The 24,524-nt window shown below is 59.0% G+C and carries 26 protein-coding genes; 17 read left to right on the forward strand and 9 right to left on the reverse strand.

What is annotated here, in order from left to right; all coding sequences use genetic code 11:
• Window positions 1-38 precede the first annotated feature (38 nt).
• From BSG20_RS10160 to BSG20_RS10175, 4 genes are all read left to right on the forward strand, one after another.
• The gene (locus BSG20_RS10160; RefSeq protein ID WP_072374381.1) at window positions 39-971 is read left to right on the forward strand and encodes a VOC family protein; all 933 of its coding nucleotides are present in this window, start codon (window positions 39-41) and stop codon (window positions 969-971) included.
• Window positions 972-982: 11 nt separating this feature from the next.
• Window positions 983-1,591, forward strand: a complete 609-nt coding sequence (locus tag BSG20_RS10165) for an alpha/beta hydrolase (protein WP_072374384.1) — start codon at window positions 983-985, stop codon at window positions 1,589-1,591.
• A gap of 256 nt (window positions 1,592-1,847) precedes the next feature.
• The gene (greA, locus tag BSG20_RS10170; protein WP_072374387.1) at window positions 1,848-2,330 is read left to right on the forward strand and encodes a transcription elongation factor GreA; all 483 of its coding nucleotides are present in this window, start codon (window positions 1,848-1,850) and stop codon (window positions 2,328-2,330) included.
• A gap of 377 nt (window positions 2,331-2,707) precedes the next feature.
• On the forward strand, window positions 2,708-3,553 hold the full coding sequence (locus BSG20_RS10175) for a GNAT family N-acetyltransferase (RefSeq protein WP_072374390.1): 846 nt from the start codon (window positions 2,708-2,710) through the stop codon (window positions 3,551-3,553).
• Here the strand turns inward: BSG20_RS10175 and BSG20_RS10180 are convergent.
• Window positions 3,550-4,467, reverse strand: a complete 918-nt coding sequence (locus BSG20_RS10180; protein WP_072374393.1) for a DMT family transporter — start codon at window positions 4,465-4,467, stop codon at window positions 3,550-3,552. The two genes, BSG20_RS10175 and BSG20_RS10180, sit on opposite strands and share 4 nt — an antisense overlap.
• Window positions 4,468-4,664: 197 nt before the next feature.
• On the opposite strand from BSG20_RS10180, the gene BSG20_RS10185 reads away from it, so the two are divergent.
• Window positions 4,665-5,963, forward strand: coding sequence for an adenylosuccinate synthase (locus tag BSG20_RS10185; protein ID WP_072374396.1), 1,299 nt, complete (start codon window positions 4,665-4,667; stop codon window positions 5,961-5,963).
• 60 nt (window positions 5,964-6,023) lie between these two features.
• Complete coding sequence (locus BSG20_RS10190) at window positions 6,024-8,384, forward strand: RodZ family helix-turn-helix domain-containing protein (protein ID WP_072374399.1); 2,361 nt, start codon at window positions 6,024-6,026, stop codon at window positions 8,382-8,384.
• Window positions 8,385-8,456: 72 nt separating this feature from the next.
• Here BSG20_RS10190 and rpoH read toward each other — a convergent pair whose 3' ends face one another.
• On the reverse strand, window positions 8,457-9,365 hold the full coding sequence (gene rpoH, locus BSG20_RS10195) for an RNA polymerase sigma factor RpoH (protein WP_024315654.1): 909 nt from the start codon (window positions 9,363-9,365) through the stop codon (window positions 8,457-8,459).
• A gap of 160 nt (window positions 9,366-9,525) precedes the next feature.
• Entirely contained in the window at window positions 9,526-10,560 is a 1,035-nt protein-coding gene (locus BSG20_RS10200; RefSeq protein ID WP_072374402.1) for an RluA family pseudouridine synthase, read from the reverse strand.
• A gap of 43 nt (window positions 10,561-10,603) precedes the next feature.
• On the opposite strand from BSG20_RS10200, the gene BSG20_RS10205 reads away from it, so the two are divergent.
• Together BSG20_RS10205 and BSG20_RS10210 are read left to right on the forward strand one after the other, a co-directional pair.
• Window positions 10,604-10,990 carry a hypothetical protein gene (locus tag BSG20_RS10205; RefSeq protein WP_072374405.1) on the forward strand — a complete coding sequence of 129 codons (387 nt, stop codon included), beginning with the start codon at window positions 10,604-10,606 and terminating at the stop codon, window positions 10,988-10,990.
• A 4-nt stretch (window positions 10,991-10,994) separates the two neighbouring features.
• A complete protein-coding gene (locus BSG20_RS10210; RefSeq protein WP_072374408.1) occupies window positions 10,995-11,813 on the forward strand; it encodes a TrmH family RNA methyltransferase in 819 nt (272 codons plus the stop codon).
• A 2-nt stretch (window positions 11,814-11,815) separates the two neighbouring features.
• Here the strand turns inward: BSG20_RS10210 and BSG20_RS10215 are convergent, their stop codons facing one another.
• Both BSG20_RS10215 and BSG20_RS10220 read right to left on the reverse strand, forming a co-directional pair.
• Complete coding sequence (locus tag BSG20_RS10215) at window positions 11,816-12,976, reverse strand: coiled-coil domain-containing protein (protein WP_072374411.1); 1,161 nt, start codon at window positions 12,974-12,976, stop codon at window positions 11,816-11,818.
• 119 nt (window positions 12,977-13,095) lie between these two features.
• A complete protein-coding gene (locus BSG20_RS10220; RefSeq protein WP_072374414.1) occupies window positions 13,096-13,692 on the reverse strand; it encodes a DUF1134 domain-containing protein in 597 nt (198 codons plus the stop codon).
• A 189-nt stretch (window positions 13,693-13,881) separates the two neighbouring features.
• Between BSG20_RS10220 and chpT the strand changes: the two genes are divergently transcribed.
• Entirely contained in the window at window positions 13,882-14,529 is a 648-nt protein-coding gene (chpT, locus tag BSG20_RS10225; protein WP_072374634.1) for a histidine phosphotransferase ChpT, read from the forward strand.
• Window positions 14,530-14,640: 111 nt separating this feature from the next.
• Entirely contained in the window at window positions 14,641-15,003 is a 363-nt protein-coding gene (locus tag BSG20_RS10230) for a response regulator (RefSeq protein ID WP_072374417.1), read from the forward strand.
• A gap of 120 nt (window positions 15,004-15,123) precedes the next feature.
• On the opposite strand, the gene ctrA is transcribed toward BSG20_RS10230, so the two are convergent.
• Window positions 15,124-15,825 carry a response regulator transcription factor CtrA gene (gene ctrA, locus BSG20_RS10235; RefSeq protein WP_003542362.1) on the reverse strand — a complete coding sequence of 234 codons (702 nt, stop codon included), beginning with the start codon at window positions 15,823-15,825 and terminating at the stop codon, window positions 15,124-15,126.
• Window positions 15,826-16,265: 440 nt separating this feature from the next.
• Here ctrA and BSG20_RS10240 point away from each other — a divergent pair, with 440 nt between their 5' ends.
• The gene (locus BSG20_RS10240) at window positions 16,266-16,616 is read left to right on the forward strand and encodes a hypothetical protein (RefSeq protein ID WP_037137121.1); all 351 of its coding nucleotides are present in this window, start codon (window positions 16,266-16,268) and stop codon (window positions 16,614-16,616) included.
• Window positions 16,617-16,720: 104 nt separating this feature from the next.
• Here the strand turns inward: BSG20_RS10240 and BSG20_RS10245 are convergent, their stop codons facing one another.
• Together BSG20_RS10245 and sciP are read right to left on the reverse strand one after the other, a co-directional pair.
• Window positions 16,721-17,002 carry a GNAT family N-acetyltransferase gene (locus tag BSG20_RS10245; protein WP_072374420.1) on the reverse strand — a complete coding sequence of 94 codons (282 nt, stop codon included), beginning with the start codon at window positions 17,000-17,002 and terminating at the stop codon, window positions 16,721-16,723.
• Window positions 17,003-17,307: 305 nt separating this feature from the next.
• Window positions 17,308-17,583 (reverse strand): CtrA inhibitor SciP, encoded by a 276-nt coding sequence (gene sciP, locus BSG20_RS10250; RefSeq protein ID WP_007533628.1) that lies wholly within the window; start codon window positions 17,581-17,583, stop codon window positions 17,308-17,310.
• 403 nt (window positions 17,584-17,986) lie between these two features.
• Here sciP and BSG20_RS10255 point away from each other — a divergent pair, with 403 nt between their 5' ends.
• Window positions 17,987-18,727, forward strand: a complete 741-nt coding sequence (locus BSG20_RS10255; protein WP_072374423.1) for a helix-turn-helix transcriptional regulator — start codon at window positions 17,987-17,989, stop codon at window positions 18,725-18,727.
• 287 nt (window positions 18,728-19,014) lie between these two features.
• On the opposite strand, the gene cysQ is transcribed toward BSG20_RS10255, so the two are convergent.
• On the reverse strand, window positions 19,015-19,809 hold the full coding sequence (gene cysQ, locus BSG20_RS10265; protein WP_072374429.1) for a 3'(2'),5'-bisphosphate nucleotidase CysQ: 795 nt from the start codon (window positions 19,807-19,809) through the stop codon (window positions 19,015-19,017).
• A gap of 415 nt (window positions 19,810-20,224) precedes the next feature.
• Between cysQ and BSG20_RS10270 the strand changes: the two genes are divergently transcribed.
• The 5 genes from BSG20_RS10270 to BSG20_RS10290 are packed head-to-tail and all read left to right on the forward strand — an operon-like array spanning window position 20,225 to window position 24,507.
• Window positions 20,225-21,127 (forward strand): branched-chain amino acid ABC transporter permease, encoded by a 903-nt coding sequence (locus tag BSG20_RS10270; RefSeq protein ID WP_072374432.1) that lies wholly within the window; start codon window positions 20,225-20,227, stop codon window positions 21,125-21,127.
• A 4-nt stretch (window positions 21,128-21,131) separates the two neighbouring features.
• Window positions 21,132-22,526 carry a high-affinity branched-chain amino acid ABC transporter permease LivM gene (gene livM / locus BSG20_RS10275; RefSeq protein ID WP_072374436.1) on the forward strand — a complete coding sequence of 465 codons (1,395 nt, stop codon included), beginning with the start codon at window positions 21,132-21,134 and terminating at the stop codon, window positions 22,524-22,526.
• The gene (locus BSG20_RS10280; protein WP_072374439.1) at window positions 22,526-23,401 is read left to right on the forward strand and encodes an ABC transporter ATP-binding protein; all 876 of its coding nucleotides are present in this window, start codon (window positions 22,526-22,528) and stop codon (window positions 23,399-23,401) included. The genes livM and BSG20_RS10280 overlap by 1 nt, the downstream gene beginning before the upstream one ends.
• Entirely contained in the window at window positions 23,401-24,129 is a 729-nt protein-coding gene (locus BSG20_RS10285) for an ABC transporter ATP-binding protein (protein ID WP_072374442.1), read from the forward strand. The genes BSG20_RS10280 and BSG20_RS10285 overlap by 1 nt, the downstream gene beginning before the upstream one ends.
• A 24-nt stretch (window positions 24,130-24,153) precedes the next feature.
• Complete coding sequence (locus BSG20_RS10290) at window positions 24,154-24,507, forward strand: DUF6867 family protein (protein WP_072374446.1); 354 nt, start codon at window positions 24,154-24,156, stop codon at window positions 24,505-24,507.
• Window positions 24,508-24,524 lie beyond the last annotated feature (17 nt).

Consider the following 24,524-nt stretch of genomic DNA (forward strand, 5'->3'; position numbering starts at 1 on the left):
ATCCGAAGCCCGCGAGGCGGGCAAGAAAGGGGTCTCAAATGCTCGATCAAATCAAGGGTCTGCACCACGTCACATCGATGGCGGAGGATGCCCGCACCAACAACCAATTCTTCACCAACACGCTCGGCCTGCGCCGCGTCAAGAAGACCGTGAACTTCGACGCGCCCGACGTCTATCACCTCTATTATGGCGACGAAACCGGTGCGCCCGGCACCATCATGACCTACTTCCCGTTCCCGAAGATGGCGCAAGGTCGCCCTGGAACCGGCGAAGTCGGAACCACCGTTTTCTCGGTCCCGCAGGGTTCGATCGGTTTCTGGAACGATCGCCTGAGCAAGCTGAACATCACCGGCCTGAAAACCGAGGAAACGTTCGGCGAAAAGCGCCTGAACTTTGCCGGTCCTGATGGCGACGGTTTTGCTCTTGTCGAAGTCAACGATGACAATCGCCTGCCCTGGACGCACGGCGGCATCAGCGAGGATCACGCGATCCGCGGTTTCCACTCGGTTGCCATGCGGTTGCGCGATGACGGTGCCACGTCCGAACTGCTCAACTTCATGGGTTACGAAGTCCAGGAAGAACGCGATGGCGTGAAGCGCTTGACGATCCCTGGTGGCAACGGCGCGCATCTCGTCGATCTTGAAACCATGCCGAACGTTTCGCGCGCTTTGCCCGGTGCAGGTTCCGTTCATCACGTGGCCTTCGCCGTAGAAAATCGAGAGAAGCAGCTCGAAGTCCGCAAGGCACTGATGGACACCGGCTATCAGGTTACGCCCGTCATTGACCGTGATTATTTCTGGGCGATTTACTTCCGGACCCCGGGCGGCATCCTGTTCGAGATTGCGACGAACGAGCCCGGATTCAACCGTGACGAGGACACCGCCCATCTTGGTGAAGCGTTGAAGCTGCCGCAGCAGCACCAACACCTGCGTGCACTTATCGAGCAGCACTTGCAGCCGCTTGAAGCCTAAGGGGAAGCATGATGAGCGATAACAGCTATGCGCACCGGCTGCAGGCCGGTGCCCCCGGAAAGCCCATTCTGTTCGTGCTGCACGGAACGGGCGGCGACGAAAACCAGTTCTTCGATTTCGCGCGGCGCCTGTTGCCGGAAGCGACGATCGTCTCGCCGCGCGGCGACGTCTCGGAGTTTGGTGCGGCACGCTTCTTCAAACGCACTGGCGAGGGCGTCTACGACATGACGGATCTTGCCCGAGCAACGGAGAAGATGGCCGCTTTTGTCGCAACGCTGGCGAAGGAACATGCGGCCACCGATATCCTCGGACTTGGCTTCTCGAACGGAGCAAATATCCTTGCCAACGTCTTGATCGATAAGGGGCTGTTCGATGCGTCGGTGTTGATGCATCCGCTGATCCCATTTCAGCCGAGAGCGAACACCGCACTAGCTAGGCGCAGGATATTGATCACCGCCGGTGAGCGCGACCCGATCAGCCCTGCGCCCGTCACGAGGGCTTTGGCCGACTACTTCGAAGCCCAGAATGCTTGTGTCACGACGGAATGGCATGCAGGTGGGCATGATATCCGACAGAACGAAATCGACGCCATTCACAGGTTCTTCGACCCGTATCATTAAGTGGCCGTCGGATGGCCCTTGGCCATCCGACAGCCTCATTCGCCTGCGCAGACCGATACTCCAACAGGCTTATCTGTGGCTGTGATGTTCTGGTGGGCGCTGTGACCATCCGATAAGATGGTATATGATCGGTTGCGGCTGCCACCAGCGGGTCGGTGTCGCCGCATTATTGCTGGGTATGTGTGGTTCCGATCATTCGGGGACTATCGCTCATGCGCTGCAAGACCGCAGTGAGCACCAAAGCGGAGTTTCGAAATTGAGTGTTGCCTTCGTCAAAGAAGAAAGTGCCGAAGCGGCTTCGGAAACGCTTTTGCCTGACCGTCCAATTTCGCCGCATCCGAACCTTGTTACGGAAGCGGGATTGAAGGCTTTGGAATTGCAGCTCCAGCAAGCTCGCGAAGCCTACGATGCCGCAAGCACCATAGAAGACGTGAATGAACGACGGCGGCAGGCAGCAAACCCACTGCGGGATTTACGCTACTTGGCCGCACGCGTTCGCACGGCGCAGGTTATCCCTGACCCGACTTCATTCGACACCGTTGCCTTTGGAAGCACCGTGACCTTCAGCCGTGACGATGGACGCGTACAGACATATCGGGTGGTGGGAGAGGACGAAGCTGATCCCAACGCTGGCTCGATTTCCTTCGTATCCCCGGTGGCAAGGACCCTCGTCGGCAAAACGATTGGTGATGTCGTCAGTGTCGGCGGTCAAGAGCTTGAGGTCATCGCCATCTCCTAGGGCGTCCATCTCGGCATCATGCGAACGCAACGGCTGTTTTCGAAGCTTGTGACCCTGAAATTCGGGTATGCGAATTGTTCCCAATCGTACGTGGACGATCTTGGCGCAAAGCAGAAACTGGTTGCCCTCACGTGGCCGTTACTGGGAACTTGCCGTGCTTTCATGTTGTCTTAAGTAATTCCCTTGAGATTGTAATCTCCCTGTTCCATGATGCTGCGATGCGAAGAATTTCGGGTCGTGCTTCATGACGATCGATGCAGATCGCCTCAGCCATGAACATGTTTTTTCGCTGCCGGCTGGCTTTACGGCTGTTGGACTTTCATTCTTGTTTGTCCCGCGAGTTCGTACTTGCGGTCGATCTGATTTAGGGATGCTGCATGAATTCGGAGTTTGCCGTTCGCCCGATGCGACCCGGTGAGTTGGAGCTAGTGCTTGAATGGGCACGTCAGGAGGGCTGGAATCCCGGCCTCGACGATTCCATTGCCTTTCACGATGCGGACCCATCCGGTTTTTTCGTTGGCGTGTTGGGGGAGGTGCCGGTCGCCTCGATTTCCGTCGTCAAGTATGGCGAGGATTTCGCGTTCCTCGGGCTCTATATCGTCCATCCGGATTTTCGGGGCAGGGGCTACGGCAAAGCCATCTGGAATACCGGCATGGCGTCTGCGGAAGGCCGCAGCATCGGCCTGGACGCTGTGCCCGCGCAGCAAGACAATTACCGCAAGGCCGGTTTCGAAGAGGCCTATCGGACGGTTCGCTACGGCGGCGTGATATCAGCCGTGCCCGAATCGACATTGGTCGCGCAATCCGTCTCAGACAAGCTTGACGGATTGCTGCGCTATGACGCGACGATCTTTCCGGCTCCGCGGCCGGCGTTTGTGACGTCGTGGTGTGCACCGCGCAAGGACCGGCACTCGGCTGTGGTGCGCAAGAGTGGCAAGATTCGTGGCTACGGGACGATCCGTTGTTGTTATGAAGGCTACAAGATCGGCCCGCTGTTTGCAGCCGACAAGGATAGCGCCGCAGCCTTGCTTTCGGCCCTTGCGCCGCGTGCCAAGGGAGCGAAGGTCTTCATCGATATTCCGACCGGCAATGGGGAGGCGGTTGAGCTTGCCGAGAGCATGGGCTTGGCGCCTGTCTTCGAAACCGCCCGGATGTATCGGGGAACAGCGCCAAACGTTGCGCTCAAGAACGTCTTCGGCGTAACGACGCTGGAGCTCGGCTAATCCATAGGCGAAGCAGGTGCCGTCGAGGCAGCTCGCTCAGGGCGGCCTTTTTCGGCAATGGCGATGCCGCCCAATGCAAGCGCAAGCGCAATCAAGTGAAAGGCCTGCAGCTGCTCGCCAAGCAGGGCGACCGACAACAGCGTGCCAAAGACCGGCACGAGGTTGATGAACAGCCCGGCGCGATTTGCGCCGATCGCCTCAACCCCCTTGATGTAAAGGATCTGTGCGAGCAGGGAGGCGAAGATCGCGGTGTAGAAGGCGATCAGCCAGCCTCTGTTGTCAGGCAGCCGAACGGCGCCCTGGCTGCCCTCCCAAATGAGAAGCGGCACGGCGCTCAGCGTCGCGCCAAGCGCGGGGATGGCCATCAATGTGCGCCAGTCGAGCGGCGGCTTCCAGCGAAGAAAAATCGTGTAGACCGAGTAGGCGGCGACAGCGATCAGCATGAGACCGTCGCCGCGATTGAGGTCAAGCCGCAGCAGGGTCGTCAGGTCACCATGGGCGGCGGTCAATGCGACGCCCCCGAGTGTCATGGCGAAGCCGACGACTTGCGCAGTCGAGACGCCTGTGCGGAAGAAGACGAAATTCAGCAGGAAGATCAGCATCGGAATGCCGGCCTGCTCGATCGCGACATTGATCACGCTCGTATACTTGACGGCCGAGTAAAGCATGGCGTTAAAGAGCGTGTACCCGATGACGCCGTAGAAGACGAGCAGCGGCAAATTCCTGCGGACAATCGGCCAGTCGCGCTTCAATTGCGGTAACGAAACGGCGGCAATCAGTGCTGTTGCAAGGAACCAGCGCAGAAACGTCAGCATCATCGGGCTGACGTGCCCAAGCGCGAGCTTGCCCGCCACCGCGTTTGCGCCCCAGCACAGCGCTGCGACGACGAGAGAAATATAAGCGGCGACCTGCACAGGCGATTCTTTCAGATGGCGGCGATGCGGTTCTCAACCTCAGGGTATGATCGGCCAATAGCCCGATGATGGCTGATTTGTCACGTAAAAAGCCGATTCCGGCGGCATAACAGGGTCGCTTTCCCGGTAACAAAGCATTATAGATGCGCGGGTTTGAGAAGGGTGCGGTTAAATCCGCCTTTAACAGGAAGACGTGAATGACGAACGTAGTCGTGGTCGGTTCGCAATGGGGTGACGAAGGCAAAGGCAAAATTGTCGATTGGCTTTCGGAACGTGCGGACATCGTTGTGCGCTATCAGGGCGGACACAATGCAGGCCATACGCTGGTCATCGATGGGACCAGCTACAAGCTGTCGCTCTTGCCATCCGGCGTCGTGCGTCCCGGCAAAATGGCTGTAATCGGCAACGGCGTCGTCGTCGATCCGCATGCGCTGATCGCCGAGATCGAGAAGCTGGAAAAGCAGGGCGTGAAGATTTCTCCCGAGAACCTGCGCATTGCCGACAACGCGACCCTTATTCTTTCGCTGCACCGCGAGCTCGATGCCTTCCGCGAAGATGCAGCGTCCAACAGCGGCACGAAGATCGGCACCACACGCCGCGGCATCGGTCCGGCCTATGAAGACAAGGTTGGCCGCCGTGCGATCCGCGTGATGGATCTTGCCGATCTCGACACGCTGCCGGGCAAGGTCGACCGCATCCTGACGCACCACAATGCACTGCGCCGCGGCCTTGGCGTCGCCGAGGTCAGCCACGACACGATCATGACCGAGCTGACGTCGATTGCCGACCGCGTGCTTCCCTACCGCGATACCGTTTGGCTTTTCCTCGACAAGGAACGCCGCAAGGGCGCCCGCATCCTCTTCGAAGGTGCGCAGGGCAGCTTGCTCGACATCGACCATGGCACCTATCCGTTCGTGACGTCCTCGAACACCGTTGCCGGTCAGGCTGCGGCCGGTTCGGGCATGGGCCCGGGATCGCTCGGTTATATCCTCGGCATCACCAAGGCCTATACGACGCGCGTTGGCGAGGGGCCGTTCCCGACCGAGCTGCATGACGACATCGGCCAGTTCCTTGGCGAAAAGGGCCACGAATTCGGCACCGTAACCGGCCGCAAGCGTCGTTGTGGCTGGTTCGATGCGGCGCTGGTGCGCCAGTCGGTTGCAACGAACGGCATTACCGGGATCGCGCTGACGAAGCTTGATGTCCTCGACGGCCTGGACGAACTGAAGATCTGCGTCGGCTACAAGCTGGACGGCGAGCAGATCGATCATCTTCCGGCCAGCCAAGGCGCGCAGGCTCGCGTCGAGCCGATCTATTTGACGCTTGAAGGCTGGAAGGAATCCACTGTCGGCGCGCGCAGCTGGGCCGACCTGCCGGCTCAGGCGATCAAGTATGTCCGCCAGGTCGAAGAGTTGATCGGGGCGCCTGTCGCTCTCTTGTCTACAAGTCCTGAGCGTGACGACACGATACTTGTGACCGATCCGTTTGAGGATTAAGGTCGCGGGTCATTATTTGTGCGGTTCGCAGGGCGCACCGCACTCTTAGAGAAAGTTCGAATGGCGGATTTTATCGCAGTTATCCGGCGGGCGGTTGACGGCCTGTCTGAAAATACTCCCGAGATGCGGGTGAAAGTCTACGAGCGCGCTCGCGGTGCTGTTCAGCGGCAGCTCGAGAATATGAAACCGCGCCCGCCGGAAGCGATGCTGCAACGACAGCTTGAAAAGCTCGAAGCTGCAATCGGTGAAGTCGAAGCCGAGCATGCCGAAGCCGTTCCGCTCGACGATGCCGCGCTCGCGGTCGAGCCTGAGGTCGAGGCAAGCGCTGACGCCGGCAATGAGCCGGAAGCAACCGCTCCCGAACCGCTTGCCAGCGAGGCCGCAGTTGAGGAACCGGCGCACGAGACGCCGGTCCACGAAGACCGTGCGGCAGCCGAAGGCTCTGCGGCTGCCGACGAAGGGCCGATCGAAGAGCCCGCTCCCTATCACGAAGAACCTGCTCCTTATCATGAGGAGCCTGTCGCTGCTGTGCCGGAACATGCCGAGCAGCAGGACGCACATTGGGCGCATGAAGAGCCGCCGGCTCCTGTCAGCGAATCCGAGCCTGTCGAGCATGGGCATGCCGCTCATTCCGAAGAGGTTGTTCACGAGGATCACGACGGTCACGAGGAGCCTGTCGGCGCAGCTGAAGAGCCCATTGTCGGACCGGCCGAGCCGCCCCACGAGGAACCGGCTCTGCAGCCGATTGCGCGCGACTACGATCTGACCAACCGCCTGGTCGAACCGGTCTTTGGGCTGGATCGTCCGCCGGAAGAATTCGTGGATCGCAGCCAGGAGGAGCCGCTCCACGCGGATGCCGCCGGACATTTCGATCCGGTATGGGCAGAGCCCGTAGAGGAAACGCCTGCACCGCCGGCTAAGGATGCGCAGACGGATTGGGCGCTCGAAGAACTCAGGCAGTTTTCCGAAGCAGCGCCAGTTGCTCCCGCAAGTGAAGCGGCGCGCGCGTTCGAAGACGTCATTGCAGGGATCGACCACACGCCGACCGGCGTAAAGATGCCCGCCGCGAACGAGGGCTTCTCCTGGGAGGCTGCAGCCTTCGACGACCTGCCACCGATCGAAAATGGCAAGAAGATCCCGATCAGCGCCCATTTCGATGACGGCGACCTCTTCTCGGAAGTTCATGGGACGCCGACAGCAAAAGCTGCACTGGAAGCCAATCCAGCCTGGCAAGAGGCAAGGCCGCTTCGCGGATACGACAACCGTGGCGTCGTTGCCGAGGATGATGACGGCGTTCCTGCCGCCGATCTCGACAGCGCCGTTGCTGCCAAATTTCAGGGTAAGAACCTCCGTATGGAACCGAAGCGCCGCCGCTTCGGCATCGGCTCCATCGTGACGATCCTCGTTGCGCTGGGCGTCATCGGCGGCGGCGGATATGCCGCCTGGACCAATCGGGATGCGCTGTCGTCAATGGTGAAGAACCTTGTCAGCGCCGCTCCTTCGCAAAGCGCGAAGAATGAGCAGACCCCTACCAAGCCCGCTTCGGCAACGCCGCAGACCAGTGACGCAAAGCCGCCTGAAGCAAACAAGGAAGTTGCTTCCGTGAATGACGGCGCTTCCGTCAACAACAAGTTCAACCAGCGGCTTCGTGCCGATGGTACCGAGGTCGACAGCGGCCCCGCCTCCATTCCCGGAACGCCGACGGCGGAGGGAAAGTCGGTAGCCGAGCAGAACGTTGCTTCGGCCGATGCGACGCCGCCAGCGACCTCAGCGACGCCCGCAGCAGGCGCCCCGGCTGCCACCGGGCCAGCGGCGACGCCGCCGGCGGCCGGAGCAGCCACGCAGGCCGCGCCGCAAGGTTCCACCGAGAAGATGTTCCTTTACGAGGAGCGGATCGGCCAGAGCTCGCCGACCGCCATCCAGGGCTCGGTCGTCTGGACTCTCCAGCACGAGGCAGGCTCGGACGGCAGGCAGGAAGCGACCGTACAGGCGACCGTAACCGTTCCGGAACGCAATCTGTCGGCGCAGCTGACCTTCAAACGCAATTCCGATCCGTCCCTGCCGGCGAGCCACATCGTCGAGGTCGTCTTCTCGCTGCCGCCGAATTTCGAAGGCGGAGCCATCGAGAGTGTTCAGCGCATTTCCCTGAAGCGCACCGAGCAGGATCGTGGCGACGCGCTGATTGCCGTGCCGGCGAAGATCACCGACGATTTCCACATGATTGCGCTCAACGACTATCCGGATGCGCGCAAGGCGAACCTCGAACTTCTTGCAAGCCGCGACTGGATCGATATTCCGATCACCTATCGCAACGGCCGCCGCGCGCTTCTGACGATGCAGAAGGGCACCACAGGTGGGGAGGCGTTCAACGCCGCGATCAAGGAATGGGCTGCTTTCGGCGACGTGTCGACCAGCCAGTGATTGCCGGTTGAGGCAAAAACAAAGGGCGGGACCAGATGGTCCCGCCCTTTTTATTTGCAGAGAATTTGTGTCTTAGGCTGTGGCTTCGACGACCCGAACGGCCTTGGCGCGCTCGAGCGCTTCCTTGCGCACGGCATCCTGGACCTTTTCGAAGGCGCGGACCTCGATCTGACGAACGCGTTCGCGGCTGATGTCGAACTCGGACGAGAGGTCTTCCAGCGTTACCGGCTCTTCCGCGAGGCGACGCGCCTCGAAGATGCGGCGCTCGCGGTCGTTCAGAACGCTCATCGCTTTCGCCAGCATGCGGCGGCGCGTATCGAGTTCGTCCTGCTCGATCAGAACTTCTTCCTGGCTGTCATGGTCGTCGACGAGCCAATCCTGCCATTGGCCGGATTCGCCCTCCGAGGCCTTTATCGGTGCGTTCAGCGACGCGTCGCCCGACAGGCGACGGTTCATCGAAACGACCTCCTCCTCGGAGACGTTCAGCTTCGTGGCGATCTCAGCGACGTGCTCTGGCTTCAGATCGCCGTCATCAATGGCCTGGATACGGCCCTTGAGGCGACGCAAATTGAAGAACAGCCGCTTCTGGTTGGCGGTCGTGCCCATCTTCACCAAGGACCAAGAACGCAGGATGTATTCCTGGATCGAAGCCTTGATCCACCACATAGCGTAGGTGGCAAGACGGAAACCGCGTTCCGGATCGAACTTCTTGACGGCCTGCATCAGGCCGACATTCCCTTCAGAGACGACTTCGCCAATCGGCAAGCCATAGCCGCGGTAGCCCATTGCGATCTTCGCAACGAGGCGCAGGTGGCTGGTGACGAGCTTGTGTGCCGCTTCGCGATCGCCGTGTTCCGCATAACGCTTCGCCAGCATATATTCCTGCTGCGGCTCCAGCATCGGGAACTTGCGGATCTCGTCGAGATAGCGATTGAGACCGGCTTCGCCGGCGGTAATGGACGGCAAGTTATTTCGGGCCATAAAAGCACCCTCCTATCTGAATTCCGGTTCCCAATGGAACGCGCCCCTGCGTCGAAAGGCGAACCGGGACGTGCGGCTCTATCCGAGCCCGCACTAAGTCAATGTACAGATAAGTATGGCTAAACAGGGGTTCAAGGCCACACGCCGCTTCACGAAGGCGTTACTCTGGCGAGGCGCGCAGGGCGGTTGCCAGCTCTTCCATGTCCTGCGGCAGCGGTACCTCGAAGTGCATGACCTCGCCTGTGCGGGGATGCTCGAATTGCAGCATGTAGGCGTGAAGCGCCTGCCTTGCGAAGGCATTTACGGTCTTCCTGGCGGTATCGGGAAGGAGGTTTGCCTTTGTCTTGAAACCTGCTCCGTAGACGGTGTCGCCGAGCAGTGGGTGGCCGATGTGCGCCATGTGCACGCGGATCTGATGAGTGCGGCCGGTTTCAAGGTGACACTCGACAAGAGAGGCGAGCGATGTCGCGTCGGGGTTCTCGTGGAAGCGCTCGAGTACGACGTAGTGCGTGATCGCCTCGTCGGCATCCTGCGTCTCGGGTCGTTTGACGGCTCGGCGCGTACGGTCGCCGACGGCGCGGCCCAGCGGCGCATTGATCGTTCCGTTAAGCGAGCGCGGACGGCCCCAGACGATCGCCTGATACGCGCGCTGCAGCGGCATGGTCCGCCCGTGATCGGCAAATTGCAGTGACAGATGACGATGGGAGATGTCGTTCTTGGCGACGACCATTACGCCCGTGGTGTCCTTATCCAGCCGATGGACGATGCCTGGACGGCGCACACCGCCGATGCCGGAAAGACTGTCCCCGCAATGATAGATCAGCGCGTTGACGAGCGTGCCGGTCCAATTGCCAGCCGCAGGATGCACTACAAGGCCGGCCGGCTTGGAGATGACGACGATGTCGTCGTCTTCGAAGAGAATATCGAGCGCGATATCTTCGCCCTGCGGCGTTGGATCCTGCGGCTCGGGCAGCACGATCTCGAAGGTATCGCCCGGACGCACCTTTTTCTGCGGATCTGCCATGACTTTGCCGGCCACAGAAACCTGGCCTTCCTTGATCAGCGCCTTCACGCGGCTGCGCGAAAACTCTTCACCAAGCTGCCCGGTCATCCACGCGTCAAGACGGCCTTCGGCGTTCTCGTCGGCAGTCAGGACTTTTCTAATGCCGGATGCTTGTTTAAAGGGGTCGCTCAAGACGCTTCTTCTCCGAATTATTTTATAGAACGGAACGCCACATATGACGAATATCCAGCCAGACGACGATCAGGACGAAAAGCCCCTGGATCCGGCGATGGAACGTGTCCGGCGCAAGATGATCCGCCTGCAGATCGTCTCAGGCGTCATCATGTTCGTGAGCCTTATGGCTGTCTTCGGCGCCGTTGTCTACAAGACGATGCGGGCTCCCGCGAAGGAACCAACAGCCGTGACATCGGCGGGTGTGCCGTCGGATGCGCCTGTGTCTGTGACGGCCACATTGCCGCCGGGCTTCGTCATTCAGTCGTCGTCGCTGTCAGGAGGCCAGATCATGTTCTTTGGCGCAACCGCCGACGGAATCATGAAATCCCTCGTCGTCGATATCAAGTCAGGACGCATTGTCGCTGATGTGACGATTAATGGCGGCTAGGGCAATGGCTTCTCGCCTCGTTGCCATCGAGAGTGCGGACGATCCTCGTATTGCCGATTTTCGCGACATCCGCGAGCGCGATCTGACCGGCCGGCAGAACCGCTTCATCGCGGAGGGCACGGTCGTCCTTCGCATGCTGGTGGAGGCTAGCCGGGGTGGCGGCTTTGTGACCGAAAAGGTGCTGTTGCTCAGGAACCGTGTCGATGGTGTCGCTTCGATACTCGAGAGGCTACCGGACGAGGTTCCGGTGTATGTCGCGGAGGCGGAGGTGCTGGAGCGGATCGTCGGGTTTCATCTCCATCGGGGCGTATTGGCGCTTGGCAGGCGAGAGGTGGCCGAAGCCGAGCTTGTCGATCGGCTGCCCGAACGGTCGCTCGTCCTTGTCGGCTGCGGTATTTCCAACCATGACAATGCCGGCTCCATGTTCCGTAATGCGGCCGCCTTCAAGGCGGATGCCATCTTTCTTGATGAGACGTCGTGTGATCCGCTCTATCGCAAGGCATTGCGCGTCTCAGTCGGCTCGGTATTCCGTGTTCCCTACGAGCGGAAGGGAACTGGGCTCGACGTGCTGACACGGCTTGCGGCGAATGGATTTGCAATCTGGACGCTTTCGCCGCGTGGCGAGGCCGACATCCGAGCTATCCCCGCGACGGAGCGTATGGCGCTGGTTGTGGGCACAGAAGGCGAGGGCCTGCCTCCTGCTGTCCTGGAGCGCTTCCACAGCGCGCGCATCCCGCAATCGGAGGGATTGGACAGCCTGAACGTGGCGACGGCAACGGGTATTGCTCTCTTCGCCATGTCATCGGCCGCGAAACTGATTTGATGTCAGCCCGGCTCGGACAGGATCGTCGCCGCGCGTTGCGCGAGGTTGATGCGTTCGCCGTCCTGATTGTCGGTGGCATCGGGCAGAAGGTCGCGGATCGGCGACGACGGACCTTCGTTAATAGCGGTCAGCGCAACCATGCTTGCCGCAATGCCGGCTATCTCTTCGCGTATGGCACCATCGTGGCTGGCGTCGGATTTCGCTTTCAGAAGTTGTTTTGAGACGGCGGCGCCGCGCTTGCGCACCTCTTCGCTCAGGCGCGTTGCAATCGCTGCTGTCTCGAGTTCGGTTGCCATTGTTTCCCCGGTTGCCCGCTCCTGTGAAACCGCATCTGCGGCTACGGGCTGAAGGCCAGCGTTGCGCAATGCACTGTTTGCCTTGCGCAGTTCGGCGTTCGCCGCCTTGATCTGGTCCTTCAGCTTGGCAATTTCCTGCTGACGGCGTCCAAGAAGGGTATCCTTGTCGGCCGCAGACGCCGCATCGCGACCTGCCTGGTCTTCGAGCCTGATGACGGCGTGCTCATGCTTTGCCAGTGCCTGCTCGGCATCCTTGGCGCGCTTCTGCAACAGGCCTACGTCCTGGCGAAGATTGTCGCGCTCGACGCGGACGGCGTTCGCCTTGAATGTCATGCTCTCGATTTCGGTCTCGCGCGCTGCCAAATCGATCTTGAGATTGTCGGTCTGCTCCGCAAGCTTGCTGAGGCGCATGCGAAGGGCATCGAGTTCGCCTTCCTTGGCGGCGCTTGCCTGCTCGGCGATGTGAAGGCTCGTCTTCAGTTGGCTGATGTAGTTCTCGTCCTTGCGCAGGCGCGAGCGCTGTTCCGCGGCCTCGACACTCATATCGCTGATCTGGGCCTGCAGTCCGCCGATCTCGGCGGCAAACCGTCCTGCATCGAGCGCCAGCGAGTCATGCTTCAGTTGCAGCGCCAGCGACTTTTCGCGCTCGCGCACCAGATGCTGTGTCGTCTTGGCGTTTTCGGCGGCGTAGAGGGCTCGCACCATATCCTTCTGCGCGCGCACTTCCTGCGGGCTGAGCGGCATCGTCGCGCGCATCCGGTTTTCCGTGTACCAGACGATGCGGCGGTGGACAGCAGGCGATACCAGGAAGACGAGGAACGCTGCTGTCAGGAAGCCCAATCCGAACAAGAGAGCATATTCGATCACGGCGCGGCCACGGCTTCCAAAAGTTGATTTGCGTCAGAACCATGATTAAGCGGACCTGACGCGTAGGGCAAGTGGCGGAAAGGTAACGGCCAGCGAGAGTTCGCTGGCGCAGATGGAAATCAGAAGGGATTCCAGGTCGGACCCGGCGTGACCTTGAGGTAGCCGACGTTCAGTCCGAGGCGAGCGCCTACACCGGTGCGGATCGGTACGACAAGTACATCGTTGTTCTTGAGAAGCGTCATGCCGAAGCCGGCGATAACGAAGGCCTGACCGCTGACGCCGCCGAAGCGCGCGTAGATGGCGTCGGTCGAAGGCAGATCGTAAACCAGCATCATGACGCGTGTGCCCTGACCACCATAGTCGATCCCGAGCGAGGGACCTTGCCAGTAGAGCGGATGCTCGCCGGCATTCTTTGTATTCAACTGACCTTCGCCATAGGTGAGGCCGGCGATGAAGGCGCCCGAGCCTTCCTGGCCGAGAACGTACCCATTCGGAAGGCCATATTTCTGAAAGGCCGCTTCGATCACCTTGGCCAGCCCACCACTTGTCGAGCCGAAGAACGAGTGTCCAGCGTCGACGATTTCCTGCATCGAATACTGGCCGCTGTTGGACTGCTGTGCCGATGCCTCTATTGGAACAAGCATGAGAGGCGAAAGTGTCAGCGCAACGAAGAGCCTGCAGATGGCGGAAAATCTTCCGAGGAAATTGGAGCGCATGGTGTCATCCGTTCATCATGGTCGGTACGATGAGCCGTTTCCGGCGTTTCATTCATTTTGCGCGTATGGTCTTAACAATCGGTTTACCAAATATGGTGTCATTATGGCGCCGAGTACGGCGCAAACGTCGCGCAATTTTGATGACGCAAGATAGACCGCGGAATGAACCTGCCGCCCCTGGAGACGATGATGTCGAAGAATCCAAACCTCACCCTGACCGGCCCCGACCTGGCCGCGCTTCTGTGCAGCCGCGTCTGCCACGACGTCATCTCGCCGGTCGGCGCAATCAACAATGGTCTGGAGCTTCTTGATGAAGGCGGCGCCGATGCCGATGCGATGGATCTTATCAGGACAAGTGCGCTCAACGCGTCTGTCCGTCTGAAGTTCGCCCGGCTTGCCTTCGGTGCTTCCGGTTCGGTCGGTGCCTCGATCGATACTGGTGAAGCCGAACGCGCGGCAAAGGATTTCGCGGCCGCCGAAAAGAAGACCGAGGTTACCTGGAGCGGCCCGCGTGCGATTATCGCCAAGAACCGCGTCAAGCTGCTGCTCAATCTCTTTCTCGTGGCCTATTCGTCGATTCCACGTGGCGGCATCCTTGAAGTCACGCTGGAGGACCCCGAGCTCGACGCAAAATTCAAGATCGTCGCGAAGGGCAAGCTGATGCGCCTGCCGCCGAAATTCGTGGAGATTTCGACCGGGGAGGTCGAGGAGGCAATCGATGCCCACACGATTCAACCATATTATACGGTGCTGCTTGCCGATGAATGCGGCATGCAACTCGGCCACAGCGCGACCACCGAAGAATTGACATTTACCGCTGACGTCGTCGCCGCTTGATGGAGGCCTCGACGGCGATTCGGCTCGCCGAGTAATAAATCCTTAGCCTAATGTTTCTATCTTTGGCTGGTAATAGGCCGGCCGCGACAGAAGCCGGGGCAAGGAGCAGACATGCAGAGGTTTATGATCGCCGATTCATCTGACGTCGTTCGGAAGGTGGGCAAGCGCATCCTTTCCGAGCTTGATTTCATGGTCAGCGAAGCCTCGAGTGCTGCCGAAGCTGTCTCCAACTGCCAGGTTCAACTCCCCGAATACCTCATCGTCGATTCCGGTATGGACAGTGCGCTCGAGTTGATTTCGGCCATTCGCGGCATGGAAGGCGGCAAGGAGGTCAAGATCTACTATTGCGTGGTCGAGGCCGATCTCAAGAAGCTGATGATGGGCAAGCGGGCAGGGGCCACCGATTTTCTGCTCAAGCCGTTCGACCGCAAGATACTGACGGCCGTTTTCGGCAACCGCGCTATCGCGGCATAGTTGCCCACATCCGTCAGCCGATCGAAGCCGCCTCTGGGCGGCTTTTTCTATATCGAAAACAGACAGAGATCCCGCCACAAAGGACGGGATTTTTTTAGTCTTGGCAAAGGGGATGAAACGTCAGGCGGTTTCGGCGTACTCGGCTCCATCCGGCTCGCGCAGAACGTAGCCGCGGCCCCAGACGGTTTCGATGTAATTCGCGCCGCCGGCAGCATTTGCGAGCTTCTTGCGCAGCTTGCAGATGAAGACGTCGATGATCTTCAGTTCCGGCTCGTCCATGCCGCCATAGAGGTGGTTCAGGAACATTTCCTTGGTGAGCGTGGTGCCCTTGCGGAGCGAAAGCAGCTCCAGCATCTGGTATTCCTTGCCCGTCAGGTGCACGCGCTGGCCACCAACTTCGACGGTCTTGGCGTCGAGGTTGACGATCAGTTCGCCGGTCATGATGACCGATTGGGCATGGCCCTTGGAACGACGGACAATTGCATGAATGCGCGCGACCAGTTCGTCCTTGTGGAACGGCTTGGTCATGTAGTCGTCGGCGCCGAAACCGAGACCGCGAACCTTGTCTTCAATACCGGCCATGCCGGAGAGAATGAGGATCGGTGTCTTGACCTTGGACAGGCGCAGAGTGCGCAGCACTTCATAACCGGACATGTCGGGAAGGTTCAAATCGAGAAGGATGATGTCATAATCATACAACTTCCCGAGATCCACGCCTTCTTCACCGAGATCGGTGGTATAGACGTTAAAACTTTCTGATTTGAGCATCAATTCGATGCTCTGCGCTGTCGCGCTATCATCTTCGATGAGTAGTACCCGCATTCTTATCCCCTTTACCGCCGCCGAAAGGTGGTCTGGCCCCCTACGCGATACCGAATATGTCACTGCGTGATTTGGAAGCTGCCACGAAATGGTTAACAAATTCTGATTCACTCTGGCAAGAGGTAACGAATTTATTAAATATTTTGTCCATTCCGCTGTTTTCCAACGAAAATTCGCAAAGCCAGATTCTTAAGTTTTACATTAAGAACGGCCGGTAAGCGATTCATTCGACTCACCAATGAAACGGTATCGGAAATCGCGTAGTTGTGTTTACCGACCCTTAAATCATCGGCACTATCATTAACGATGCCCGTAAACGAAAGGTTACCAACGGTAGGTTTTTGTTAATACCGACGGAAATTTTTCGGCAGGCCGCGTCAAAACGGCCCGCAGGGGCGGTTTAAGTGGAGCAGGGGTCTCGCATCACTGGAGTAATGCGTATGAAGTCGCGTGAGAGCCTAGTTCGTCTGAAGGAGTTTCAGGTGAACGAAAAACGTCGCCAACTGCAGCAATTGCAGATGATGATGTCCGAATTTGATCGGATGACGAAGGATCTGGAGAGCCAGATCGTCGTCGAAGAAAAGAAGTCCGGCATTTCCGACCCGAATCACTTCGCCTATCCGACCTTCGCAAAGGCAGCACGCCAGCGCGCGGACAATCTTCAGGTCTCGATCAAGGAACTGAAGATGCAGGAAGAGGCGCTCGAACAAGCGCTCGAAGAGATGCAGGCGGAATACGCACGTGCAGCCGCGCTGGAAGAGCGCGACGGCGCAGTCCGGGCAAGAGCCTAAGGGCAGGAAACGGGCGCCGTTTGGCGCTTGGGAATCGCCTCGAAAAAAGCCATGCATGATGGGCTGTCGCGTCCGTCATACATGGCTTTTGGCGTTGCGTGGCTCTAGCCGTTGACGACGTCGCGCCACTCCTCATGGCGTTGCGCCTGCGCCTTGAAGAAGGGGCATAGCGGGAAGATCTTCCATCCCCCCTTGTGTGCTTCCTCGACCGCGTGCAGAGCAAGTGCCTGGCCAACGCCTTTGCCGCGCAGCGCATCGGGAATCCCGGTGTGGTCAATGATGACGAGCTTCGGCGAGGCGCGGGAGTAGGTCATTTCGGCCTCGTGGCCTTCCACCACTGCAACGTAGCGGCCGCCGGAGGGATTTTCTTCGTTCTTGATGTCCATTGCCATTCCTCATCAACACTATGCTGTTGGTGGAAACTCGCATGTCATGCTGGCGACGCCAAGCCGGTCGGTGAGGACACTGTGTTCGATGGGCGGAGGGGGAAATGGCCCCGGGTGCTGTTGCGGCGTCACCGAACGAGTTCCTGCCAAGTGGTCTATGGGGCACGGAACTCGCGGTGAAGCTTGTAGCAGCTGGTTGAAGCAGGCCATCGGCTGGCTGCGTCAACGATTTCGGGCCGTCTGTCTATCCCCTCAGGAAATGCAAGCGGCCCGAAACGTAGAATTCGTTGCCCAGGAAGGGCTTGTCAGTGGCGATACTGCTGGATGCGCGTGGTGCGTAAACCGGCAAGGCCGTGGCTGTTGATGGAAGACTGCCAGGACAGAAACTCTTCGACAGTCAGCGTGTAACGCTCGCAGGCTTCTTCCAAGCTCAACAGGCCACCGCGGACCGCAGCTACAACCTCAGCTTTGCGGCGGATCACCCAGCGCCGCGTATTCGGCGGCGGCAAATCCGCAATCGTCAGCGGGCTGCCATCGGGGCCGATGACATATTTTACTCGGGGACGTATCATTTCGGTCATTGGACTCTCTACACAACTCAAGACCACGGCAGCCACTCTAGCTTGTCACATTTAAGAATTGCCTAAGCGCATCGTAACACTTTGATAAGAAATTTAGGCGTCGACTTGCCAAGAAGCGACTTGCGCCCGCGCAGCCTTCCCCAACGTAAATTTGTGGTCAGCGCATGGGAGCCATGCGTAATGGTTGGTGGGCAATTGATAATCGCCAATTTATAAGCGCCGCAACATAGTAGTGAGCGCAAGACTTCGTCTCCGTTCTTATTGTAGTGTCCGGAATGACCAAGGCGTTTTGCTTCGTATCCTTTTGATACGGCGTCTTTTGCTTTTCCCAGACGCCGCGCGGCCACATTCGGGTTGGCAAATGAAGAAACTGAGCCGGAGTTAGCCGCCGAGGGACAAGAGAATGAAGAGACAAGAACGCGTCGTCAGCGACGGCGCGGATGACGCTGTTTGCTCGCGGATCGCGTCTGGGCAGGATATGTCGGCGGAACGGCTCAATGATTGCGTGGCCGAGATGGCAAGGGAGACGGGATTCAACCACTACTTGCTGGCGGAATTTCCACGTGGAGACCGCAGCGGCTTCGCCAGCAACTGTCTTGCCTGCAACTGGCCACAAGAGCTCATTGATTTCTATGAGGAGGTTGATCTCTTCCATTGCTGTAAGCTGGTCGCAGCTCTCAAGAAGACGGCGATGCCGGTCCTGTGCGATAAGGCGTCGTTCGAGAGCACGGCGGCAAACCAGGAGAACCAGCGGCTTGCGGCGCTCTTCACAGTCCATGGCTTGAAAACCACGTTTGCCTTTGCACTGCATGATATGCACTTGCGGCAGTACATCTTCGCATTCTCGGGTGAGCGCGCGCGCCTCACGCGTGCGGAGGTGATGGAGCAGGTGTTTCGGGCGATGGAATTCCTGGAACTATTCGGGCAGCAGAACCCTGTGGAGAAACCGAGCGAAAGCCTCGGCAACCGGGAAATCGAATGCCTGCGCTGGTCGGCCGCTGGAAAGAGTAGCGAAGAGATCGCGATTATTCTTGACCTCTCCGCGCATACGGTTGTCGGTTACTTGAAGAGCGCAATGCGAAAGCTCGATTCCGTCAATCGCATGCAGGCAATTGCCCGTGCATTCCGCTACCGCCTCCTCTAGGCGCCCCATCGACCTGATCGACAGCATCATTGCCGAACGTTCGGTCTTTGCGGCTGCGAACTCAGACCGCGCGCTGCCCGTGATGCAGGAGCGCCAGCCAGTCTCCGTCATTGAAGCGACGCTATTTGAAGGCGGTATGGCGTGCTGCGGAGGCTGAAACGGTTTGCGGCTCCAGGAATAGCCGGATTGGCGGCGTGTTTTCATTCACCGCGAATCCTAGATGCCGCAGACGGGGCGTGGACGGCGCAACGCACGTGTCGCTGATGTTGCGCGTTCTTTCGACGCGGCTAGGCCCGCTCCAACACGGATCTGGCACTGCCCCAGGAAATGAAGTTCGGGTTGGCGAAGTCGCTGTCATGCGCCTGCGACGTCTTGCCGTAGGTCAGCGGCAACCCGTCCAGTGTGACTGTCGAGCCGCCCGCGGCGCGCAGCACGGCATCGCCGGCGGCCGTATCCCACTCCATCGTGCGCGTGAAGCGCGGATAGACGTCGGCAAGGCCTTCAGCCAGCATGCAGAATTTCAACGAAGAGCCGATGTTGGTGCATTGCGAGATCGCATTGGCCGCAAGAAAGACGTCTGTCTGGGGGCTGTTGTGGGATCTGCTTGCCAGCGCTGTCCGGTCGGCCGGTTGCGGGCGCACCTGGATGGCAGTCCGCTGGGTCACCTGAAAATGGTCGTCGACAAGGAGCTTCTCGGCCTTGTCGTTTTCCCCGGCAAAGGCGACGCCAAGGGCAGGGGCATAGACGATTCCGGCGAGAGGGCGCCCGTCGCTGATGTAGGCAATATTGACGGTAAATTCGGGCCGCTTGTCGATGAATTCCCGAGTACCGTCGAGCGGGTCCACAAGAAAGAAGGACGCGCCGATGACGGGCACGTTGCCGGCTGCCACCGATTCTTCAGCGATGATCGGCGTGTTGGGGAAGGCGGCTTCAAGCTGTGCGATGATGATGCGCTCGGCTCGCTCGTCGGCAATGGTGACCGGGCTGTTGTCTGCCTTCCTGGCCGACGGACATCCCTCCCGGTAAACCTGCATGATTGCCTTGCCCGCTTCCAGAGCGGCGCGCTCAAATGTTTCGAGCATTGCTCGCCTTCCGGATGTCACGTGTTGCGCCAACGCAAGGCGCCTTACCTTATATAGGCAATTCTCGCGGCCATGGGAATCTTATCCCGCGCATGGTCTGCCGTTGACCACTTCCGGGGAGAGACGTTCAGCGGCGGACACAGGCTGATGAGTCTGGTCGTCGGGGGGTGGTTCTGGCTTACCTCGGCCGTTTCCAGTCAAAAAGCGCTTTCTTAGGCTCAGTATGCCAAAAAAAGCGAATTCTTGAACGCAAAAAAGTCATTTTCACCAAAACGACAAAGAACTTTGGGGCTTTGCGATTTTGCACTTCCCTTTTGGTTTGAAAGCGGTATGAAATCCTTAATCAAGGGCTCATCAAAGGCTCTAATAACAAGAGATGCTGGCTGAAGTGGCTTGCATCCAGGGGAAATGACATATGGAATATTTTGTCCAGCAGCTCGTTAATGGGCTGACTCTTGGATCCATCTATGGCCTTGTGGCTATTGGCTATACGATGGTTTACGGCATTATCGGCATGATCAACTTCGCTCACGGCGATATTTTCATGCTCGGCGGCTTTGCCGGCCTGATTGTTTTTCTCGTCCTCACGTCCATGTTCGCGGGCCTTCCGGTTGCAGTTTTGCTGCTGGCGATGCTGGTCGTTGCGATGCTGATGACGAGTTTGTGGAACTGGACCATCGAGCGCGTTGCTTATCGTCCGCTACGCGGATCGTTCCGCCTGGCGCCGCTCATTACCGCTATCGGCATGTCGATCACGCTGTCGAACTTCATCCAGGTGACCCAGGGCCCGCGCAACAAGCCGATTCCGCCGCTGGTCAGCACTGTCTACAATGTCGCCGGCATCTCCGTTTCGCTGAAACAGATCGTCATCATCATCATCACGGCTGTGCTGCTGACGGTGTTCTGGTATCTCGTCAATCATACGTCGCTCGGGCGCGCTCAGCGTGCAACGGAGCAGGATCGTAAGATGGCGGCGTTGCTGGGCGTCAATGTCGATCAGACGATTTCCGTTACCTTCATCATGGGTGCGGCGCTCGCTGCGGTCGCAGGCACGATGTATCTGATGTATTATGGCGTCGTGAACTTCAACGACGGCTTCGTACCGGGTGTGAAGGCGTTCACCGCGGCTGTTCTTGGCGGTATCGGCTCCTTGCCGGGCGCTGTTCTCGGGGGACTGATGATCGGTCTCATCGAGTCGCTGTGGTCGGCTTACTTCACCATCGCGTACAAGGATGTGGCGACATTCGCCATCCTCGCTTTCGTGCTGATCTTCAAGCCGACAGGTATCCTGGGTCGGCCGGAAGTCGAGAAGGTTTAACGTCATGGAAAATGCTGTACGTTCCGCTGACAAGTCCGCAAACCCCGGACTTGTTCAGAAGGGTATTAAAGAAGCTCTGTTTGCGGCTCTCATTTCATTCGGCATGTTCGTGCTCTACGTCGGCCTGAAGACCGACCAGAACATCAGCAACGAACTGATCATCGTCCAGCGCTGGGGCCTTCTTGCCATCTTCGTGGCGATTGCCGCCGTCGGCCGCTTCCTGACGGTCGTCTTTTTGCGGCCGCATCTCGATGCGCGCAAGTTGGCGAAGGCGCGCAGTGGCGAGCTGGATATTTCGACTGAGAAGGGCTTTTTCCACACGCACTTCCTGAAGATCGCCCTTGTTGCGCTGCTGCTCTATCCCGCGTTCATCTACGCCGTTGCCGGTCCACAGGGCTCGCTGAAGTGGGTGGATAACTTTGGTATCCAGATCCTGATCTATGTGATGCTGGCCTGGGGGCTGAACATCGTCGTCGGTCTCGCTGGACTGCTCGATCTCGGCTATGTCGCCTTCTACGCGATCGGGGCGTATTCTTACGCGCTTCTATCCAGCTATTTCGGCCTGTCGTTCTGGGTGCTCCTGCCACTGTCCGGTATTCTGGCTGCGCTGTGGGGTGTCATTCTGGGCTTCCCGGTTCTGCGACTGCGTGGTGACTATCTCGCGATCGTAACGCTGGCCTTCGGTGAAATCATTCGCCTGGTGATCATCAACTGGACGGATCTCACCAAGGGAACGTTCGGTATCTCGGGCATTCCGAAGGCAACGCTTTTCGGTATTCCCTTCGATGCGAGCGCCGGCGGCTTCGCGAAGCTCTTTCATCTGCCGATTTCCTCGGCCTACTACAAGATCTTCCTCTTCTACCTGATCCTGGCCCTTTGCATGCTGACCGCCTATGTGACGATCCGCCTGCGCCGGATGCCAATCGGCCGCGCATGGGAAGCCATGCGCGAGGACGAAATCGCCTGCCGCTCGCTTGGCATCAACACGGTGACGACGAAGCTCACGGCCTTTGCGACGGGCGCCATGTTCGGCGGCTTCGCCGGCTCCTTCTTTGCCGCCCGCCAAGGCTTCGTTTCCCCGGAATCGTTCGTCTTCCTGGAATCGGCAGTTATCCTTGCCATCGTCGTTCTCGGCGGCATGGGCTCGCTGACGGGGATCGCGATCGCCGCAATCGTCATGGTCGGCGGCACGGAACTGCTGCGTGAGATGTCCTTCCTGAAAGCGATTTTCGGGCCTGACTTCACGCCTGAGCTCTACCGCATGCTGTTGTTCGGTCTGGCGATGGTCGTCGTGATGCTGATCAAACCGCGCGGCTTCGTGGGGTCGCGTGAACCGACAGCCTTCCTCAAGGAGCGCAAGGCAGTTTCCGGCAGCTTTACCAAGGAGGGCCATGGTTGATGAGCCCTCAGGAAACAAACATGACCAGCGATACTTTGCTCAAGGTCGAGCACCTGTCGATGAAGTTCGGCGGCCTGATGGCGATCAACGACTTCTCATTTGAAGCCAAGCGTGGCGACATTACCGCATTGATCGGCCCGAACGGCGCCGGCAAGACGACGGTCTTCAATTGCATCACAGGTTTCTACAAGCCGACGATGGGGATGATCACGCTGAAGCAGAAGAGCGGCAAGGAGTTCCTGCTTGAACGGCTTCCAGATTTCCGGATCACCAAGGAGGCCAGGGTTGCCCGCACGTTCCAGAACATACGGCTGTTTTCCGGTCTGACGGTTCTCGAAAACCTGCTCGTCGCCCAGCACAACAAGCTGATGAAGGCGTCCGGGTTTACGGTGATGGGCCTGGTGGGCATCGGGCCATATCGGGTTGAGGCGAAGAACGCCATTGAACTGGCGCGCCACTGGCTGGAGAAGGCCGATCTCATCGATCGTGCCGATGACCCCGCTGGTGATCTGCCCTACGGCGCACAGCGCCGGCTTGAGATCGCGCGCGCCATGTGCACCGAACCGGAGCTTCTGTGCCTCGATGAGCCCGCCGCTGGCCTCAATCCAAGAGAGTCGGCTGCGCTGAACGCGCTGCTGCGCAGCATTCGTGCTGACAGCGGCACGTCGATCTTGCTGATTGAGCACGACATGTCGGTGGTCATGGAAATTTCCGACCATGTCGTCGTGCTGGAATACGGCCAGAAGATCTCCGACGGCACGCCTGATGAAGTGAAGCAGGACCCGCGGGTTATCGCAGCCTATCTCGGTGTCGAGGACGAGGAAGTGGAAGAAGTGATTGCAGCCGTAGAGAACCTCGAAGGAGGCTCGCACTGATGAATGGTCAGCCACTTCTAAACGTTCAGGGCGTTGAAACCTATTATGGCAACATCCGGGCCCTGGCCGGAATTGATGTCGAGGTCCATCGCGGCGAGATCGTCAGTCTGATCGGTGCCAACGGCGCCGGCAAGTCGACCCTGATGATGACAATTTGCGGAAGCCCACAGGCACGCACCGGCTCGGTGATCTTCGATGGCCAGGACATCACGCGTCTGCCGACGCACGAGATCGCACGGCTGCGCATCGCCCAGTCGCCGGAGGGGCGGCGCATTTTCCCGCGCATGACCGTCATGGAAAATCTCCAGATGGGCGCTGGCCTCGACAACCTGAAATATTTCAGCCAGGACGTCGAGAAAGTCTTTGCGATGTTCCCGCGCCTGAAGGAACGCCAAGGCCAGCGCGGCGGCACGCTCTCGGGAGGCGAGCAGCAGATGCTCTCGATCGGTCGCGCGCTGATGGCGCGTCCGAAGCTGCTGCTTCTCGACGAGCCCTCGCTTGGTCTCGCGCCGCTGATCGTCAAGGGCATTTTCGCGGCGATCAAGAAATTGAACAAGGAAGAAGGGCTAACCGTCTTCCTCGTGGAGCAGAACGCTTTTGCAGCTCTGCGCTTGTCGGACCGTGCCTATGTCATGGTCAACGGCAAGGTCACAATGAGCGGTTCCGGTATGGAGCTGCTCGCAAATCCGGAAGTGCGTGCCGCCTATCTCGAAGGCGGACGTCATTGAGCATGACGAAGGGGAGACTTTGATATGCAGGGACTTTTCTTTGAAGGCGATACAGGCGTGCGCAGCGCCATTCGGCTTTTCGTCGTGCTGATCGGATTTTGGACTGCGTGGCGGGCAGGCAAGGCCGCGGCTGACAGCTGGAGCGACTATCCGTTGGTCATCGCTTACACCGTGCTTCTCGCTGGAGCGATGCAGTTCCTGCATCATGCGCTGTTTGATGGACCGGTTCTCAGCGCCTTTTACTACGTGATCGACCTGGTCCTTCTTTCGATCTTCTCGACGGCCGGCTATCGCTATCGCCGAACCAACCAGATGGTCAATAACTACTACTGGCTATACGAAAAGACGTCCCCCTTCTCCTGGAAGGCAAAACATTGACAGCCGGTTGAATCTAG

This window comes from Rhizobium tibeticum, assembly GCF_900110205.1.
In the GTDB taxonomy this organism is placed as follows: Bacteria; Pseudomonadota; Alphaproteobacteria; order Rhizobiales; family Rhizobiaceae; genus Rhizobium; species Rhizobium tibeticum.

Excerpts from the sequence above, each read along its gene's own strand:
- BSG20_RS10230 (WP_072374417.1), top strand. The coding sequence starts at position 14,641 with ATGCAGAGGTTTATGATCGCCGATTCATCTGACGTCGTTCGGAAGGTG.
- BSG20_RS10175 (WP_072374390.1), top strand. The coding sequence starts at position 2,708 with ATGAATTCGGAGTTTGCCGTTCGCCCGATGCGACCCGGTGAGTTGGAG.
- BSG20_RS10285 (WP_072374442.1), top strand. The coding sequence starts at position 23,401 with ATGAATGGTCAGCCACTTCTAAACGTTCAGGGCGTTGAAACCTATTAT.
- rpoH (WP_024315654.1), bottom strand. The coding sequence starts at position 9,365 with ATGGCCCGAAATAACTTGCCGTCCATTACCGCCGGCGAAGCCGGTCTC.
- ctrA (WP_003542362.1), bottom strand. The coding sequence starts at position 15,825 with ATGCGGGTACTACTCATCGAAGATGATAGCGCGACAGCGCAGAGCATC.
- BSG20_RS10270 (WP_072374432.1), top strand. The coding sequence starts at position 20,225 with ATGGAATATTTTGTCCAGCAGCTCGTTAATGGGCTGACTCTTGGATCC.
- BSG20_RS10185 (WP_072374396.1), top strand. The coding sequence starts at position 4,665 with ATGACGAACGTAGTCGTGGTCGGTTCGCAATGGGGTGACGAAGGCAAA.
- BSG20_RS10210 (WP_072374408.1), top strand. The coding sequence starts at position 10,995 with ATGGCTTCTCGCCTCGTTGCCATCGAGAGTGCGGACGATCCTCGTATT.
- BSG20_RS10190 (WP_072374399.1), top strand. The coding sequence starts at position 6,024 with ATGGCGGATTTTATCGCAGTTATCCGGCGGGCGGTTGACGGCCTGTCT.
- BSG20_RS10255 (WP_072374423.1), top strand. The coding sequence starts at position 17,987 with ATGAAGAGACAAGAACGCGTCGTCAGCGACGGCGCGGATGACGCTGTT.
- sciP (WP_007533628.1), bottom strand. The coding sequence starts at position 17,583 with ATGACCGAAATGATACGTCCCCGAGTAAAATATGTCATCGGCCCCGAT.
- BSG20_RS10280 (WP_072374439.1), top strand. The coding sequence starts at position 22,526 with ATGAGCCCTCAGGAAACAAACATGACCAGCGATACTTTGCTCAAGGTC.
- BSG20_RS10205 (WP_072374405.1), top strand. The coding sequence starts at position 10,604 with ATGACGAATATCCAGCCAGACGACGATCAGGACGAAAAGCCCCTGGAT.
- BSG20_RS10220 (WP_072374414.1), bottom strand. The coding sequence starts at position 13,692 with ATGCGCTCCAATTTCCTCGGAAGATTTTCCGCCATCTGCAGGCTCTTC.
- BSG20_RS10245 (WP_072374420.1), bottom strand. The coding sequence starts at position 17,002 with ATGGACATCAAGAACGAAGAAAATCCCTCCGGCGGCCGCTACGTTGCA.
- livM (WP_072374436.1), top strand. The coding sequence starts at position 21,132 with ATGGAAAATGCTGTACGTTCCGCTGACAAGTCCGCAAACCCCGGACTT.
- BSG20_RS10165 (WP_072374384.1), top strand. The coding sequence starts at position 983 with ATGAGCGATAACAGCTATGCGCACCGGCTGCAGGCCGGTGCCCCCGGA.
- BSG20_RS10290 (WP_072374446.1), top strand. The coding sequence starts at position 24,154 with ATGCAGGGACTTTTCTTTGAAGGCGATACAGGCGTGCGCAGCGCCATT.
- cysQ (WP_072374429.1), bottom strand. The coding sequence starts at position 19,809 with ATGCTCGAAACATTTGAGCGCGCCGCTCTGGAAGCGGGCAAGGCAATC.
- BSG20_RS10160 (WP_072374381.1), top strand. The coding sequence starts at position 39 with ATGCTCGATCAAATCAAGGGTCTGCACCACGTCACATCGATGGCGGAG.
- BSG20_RS10240 (WP_037137121.1), top strand. The coding sequence starts at position 16,266 with ATGAAGTCGCGTGAGAGCCTAGTTCGTCTGAAGGAGTTTCAGGTGAAC.
- chpT (WP_072374634.1), top strand. The coding sequence starts at position 13,882 with ATGTCGAAGAATCCAAACCTCACCCTGACCGGCCCCGACCTGGCCGCG.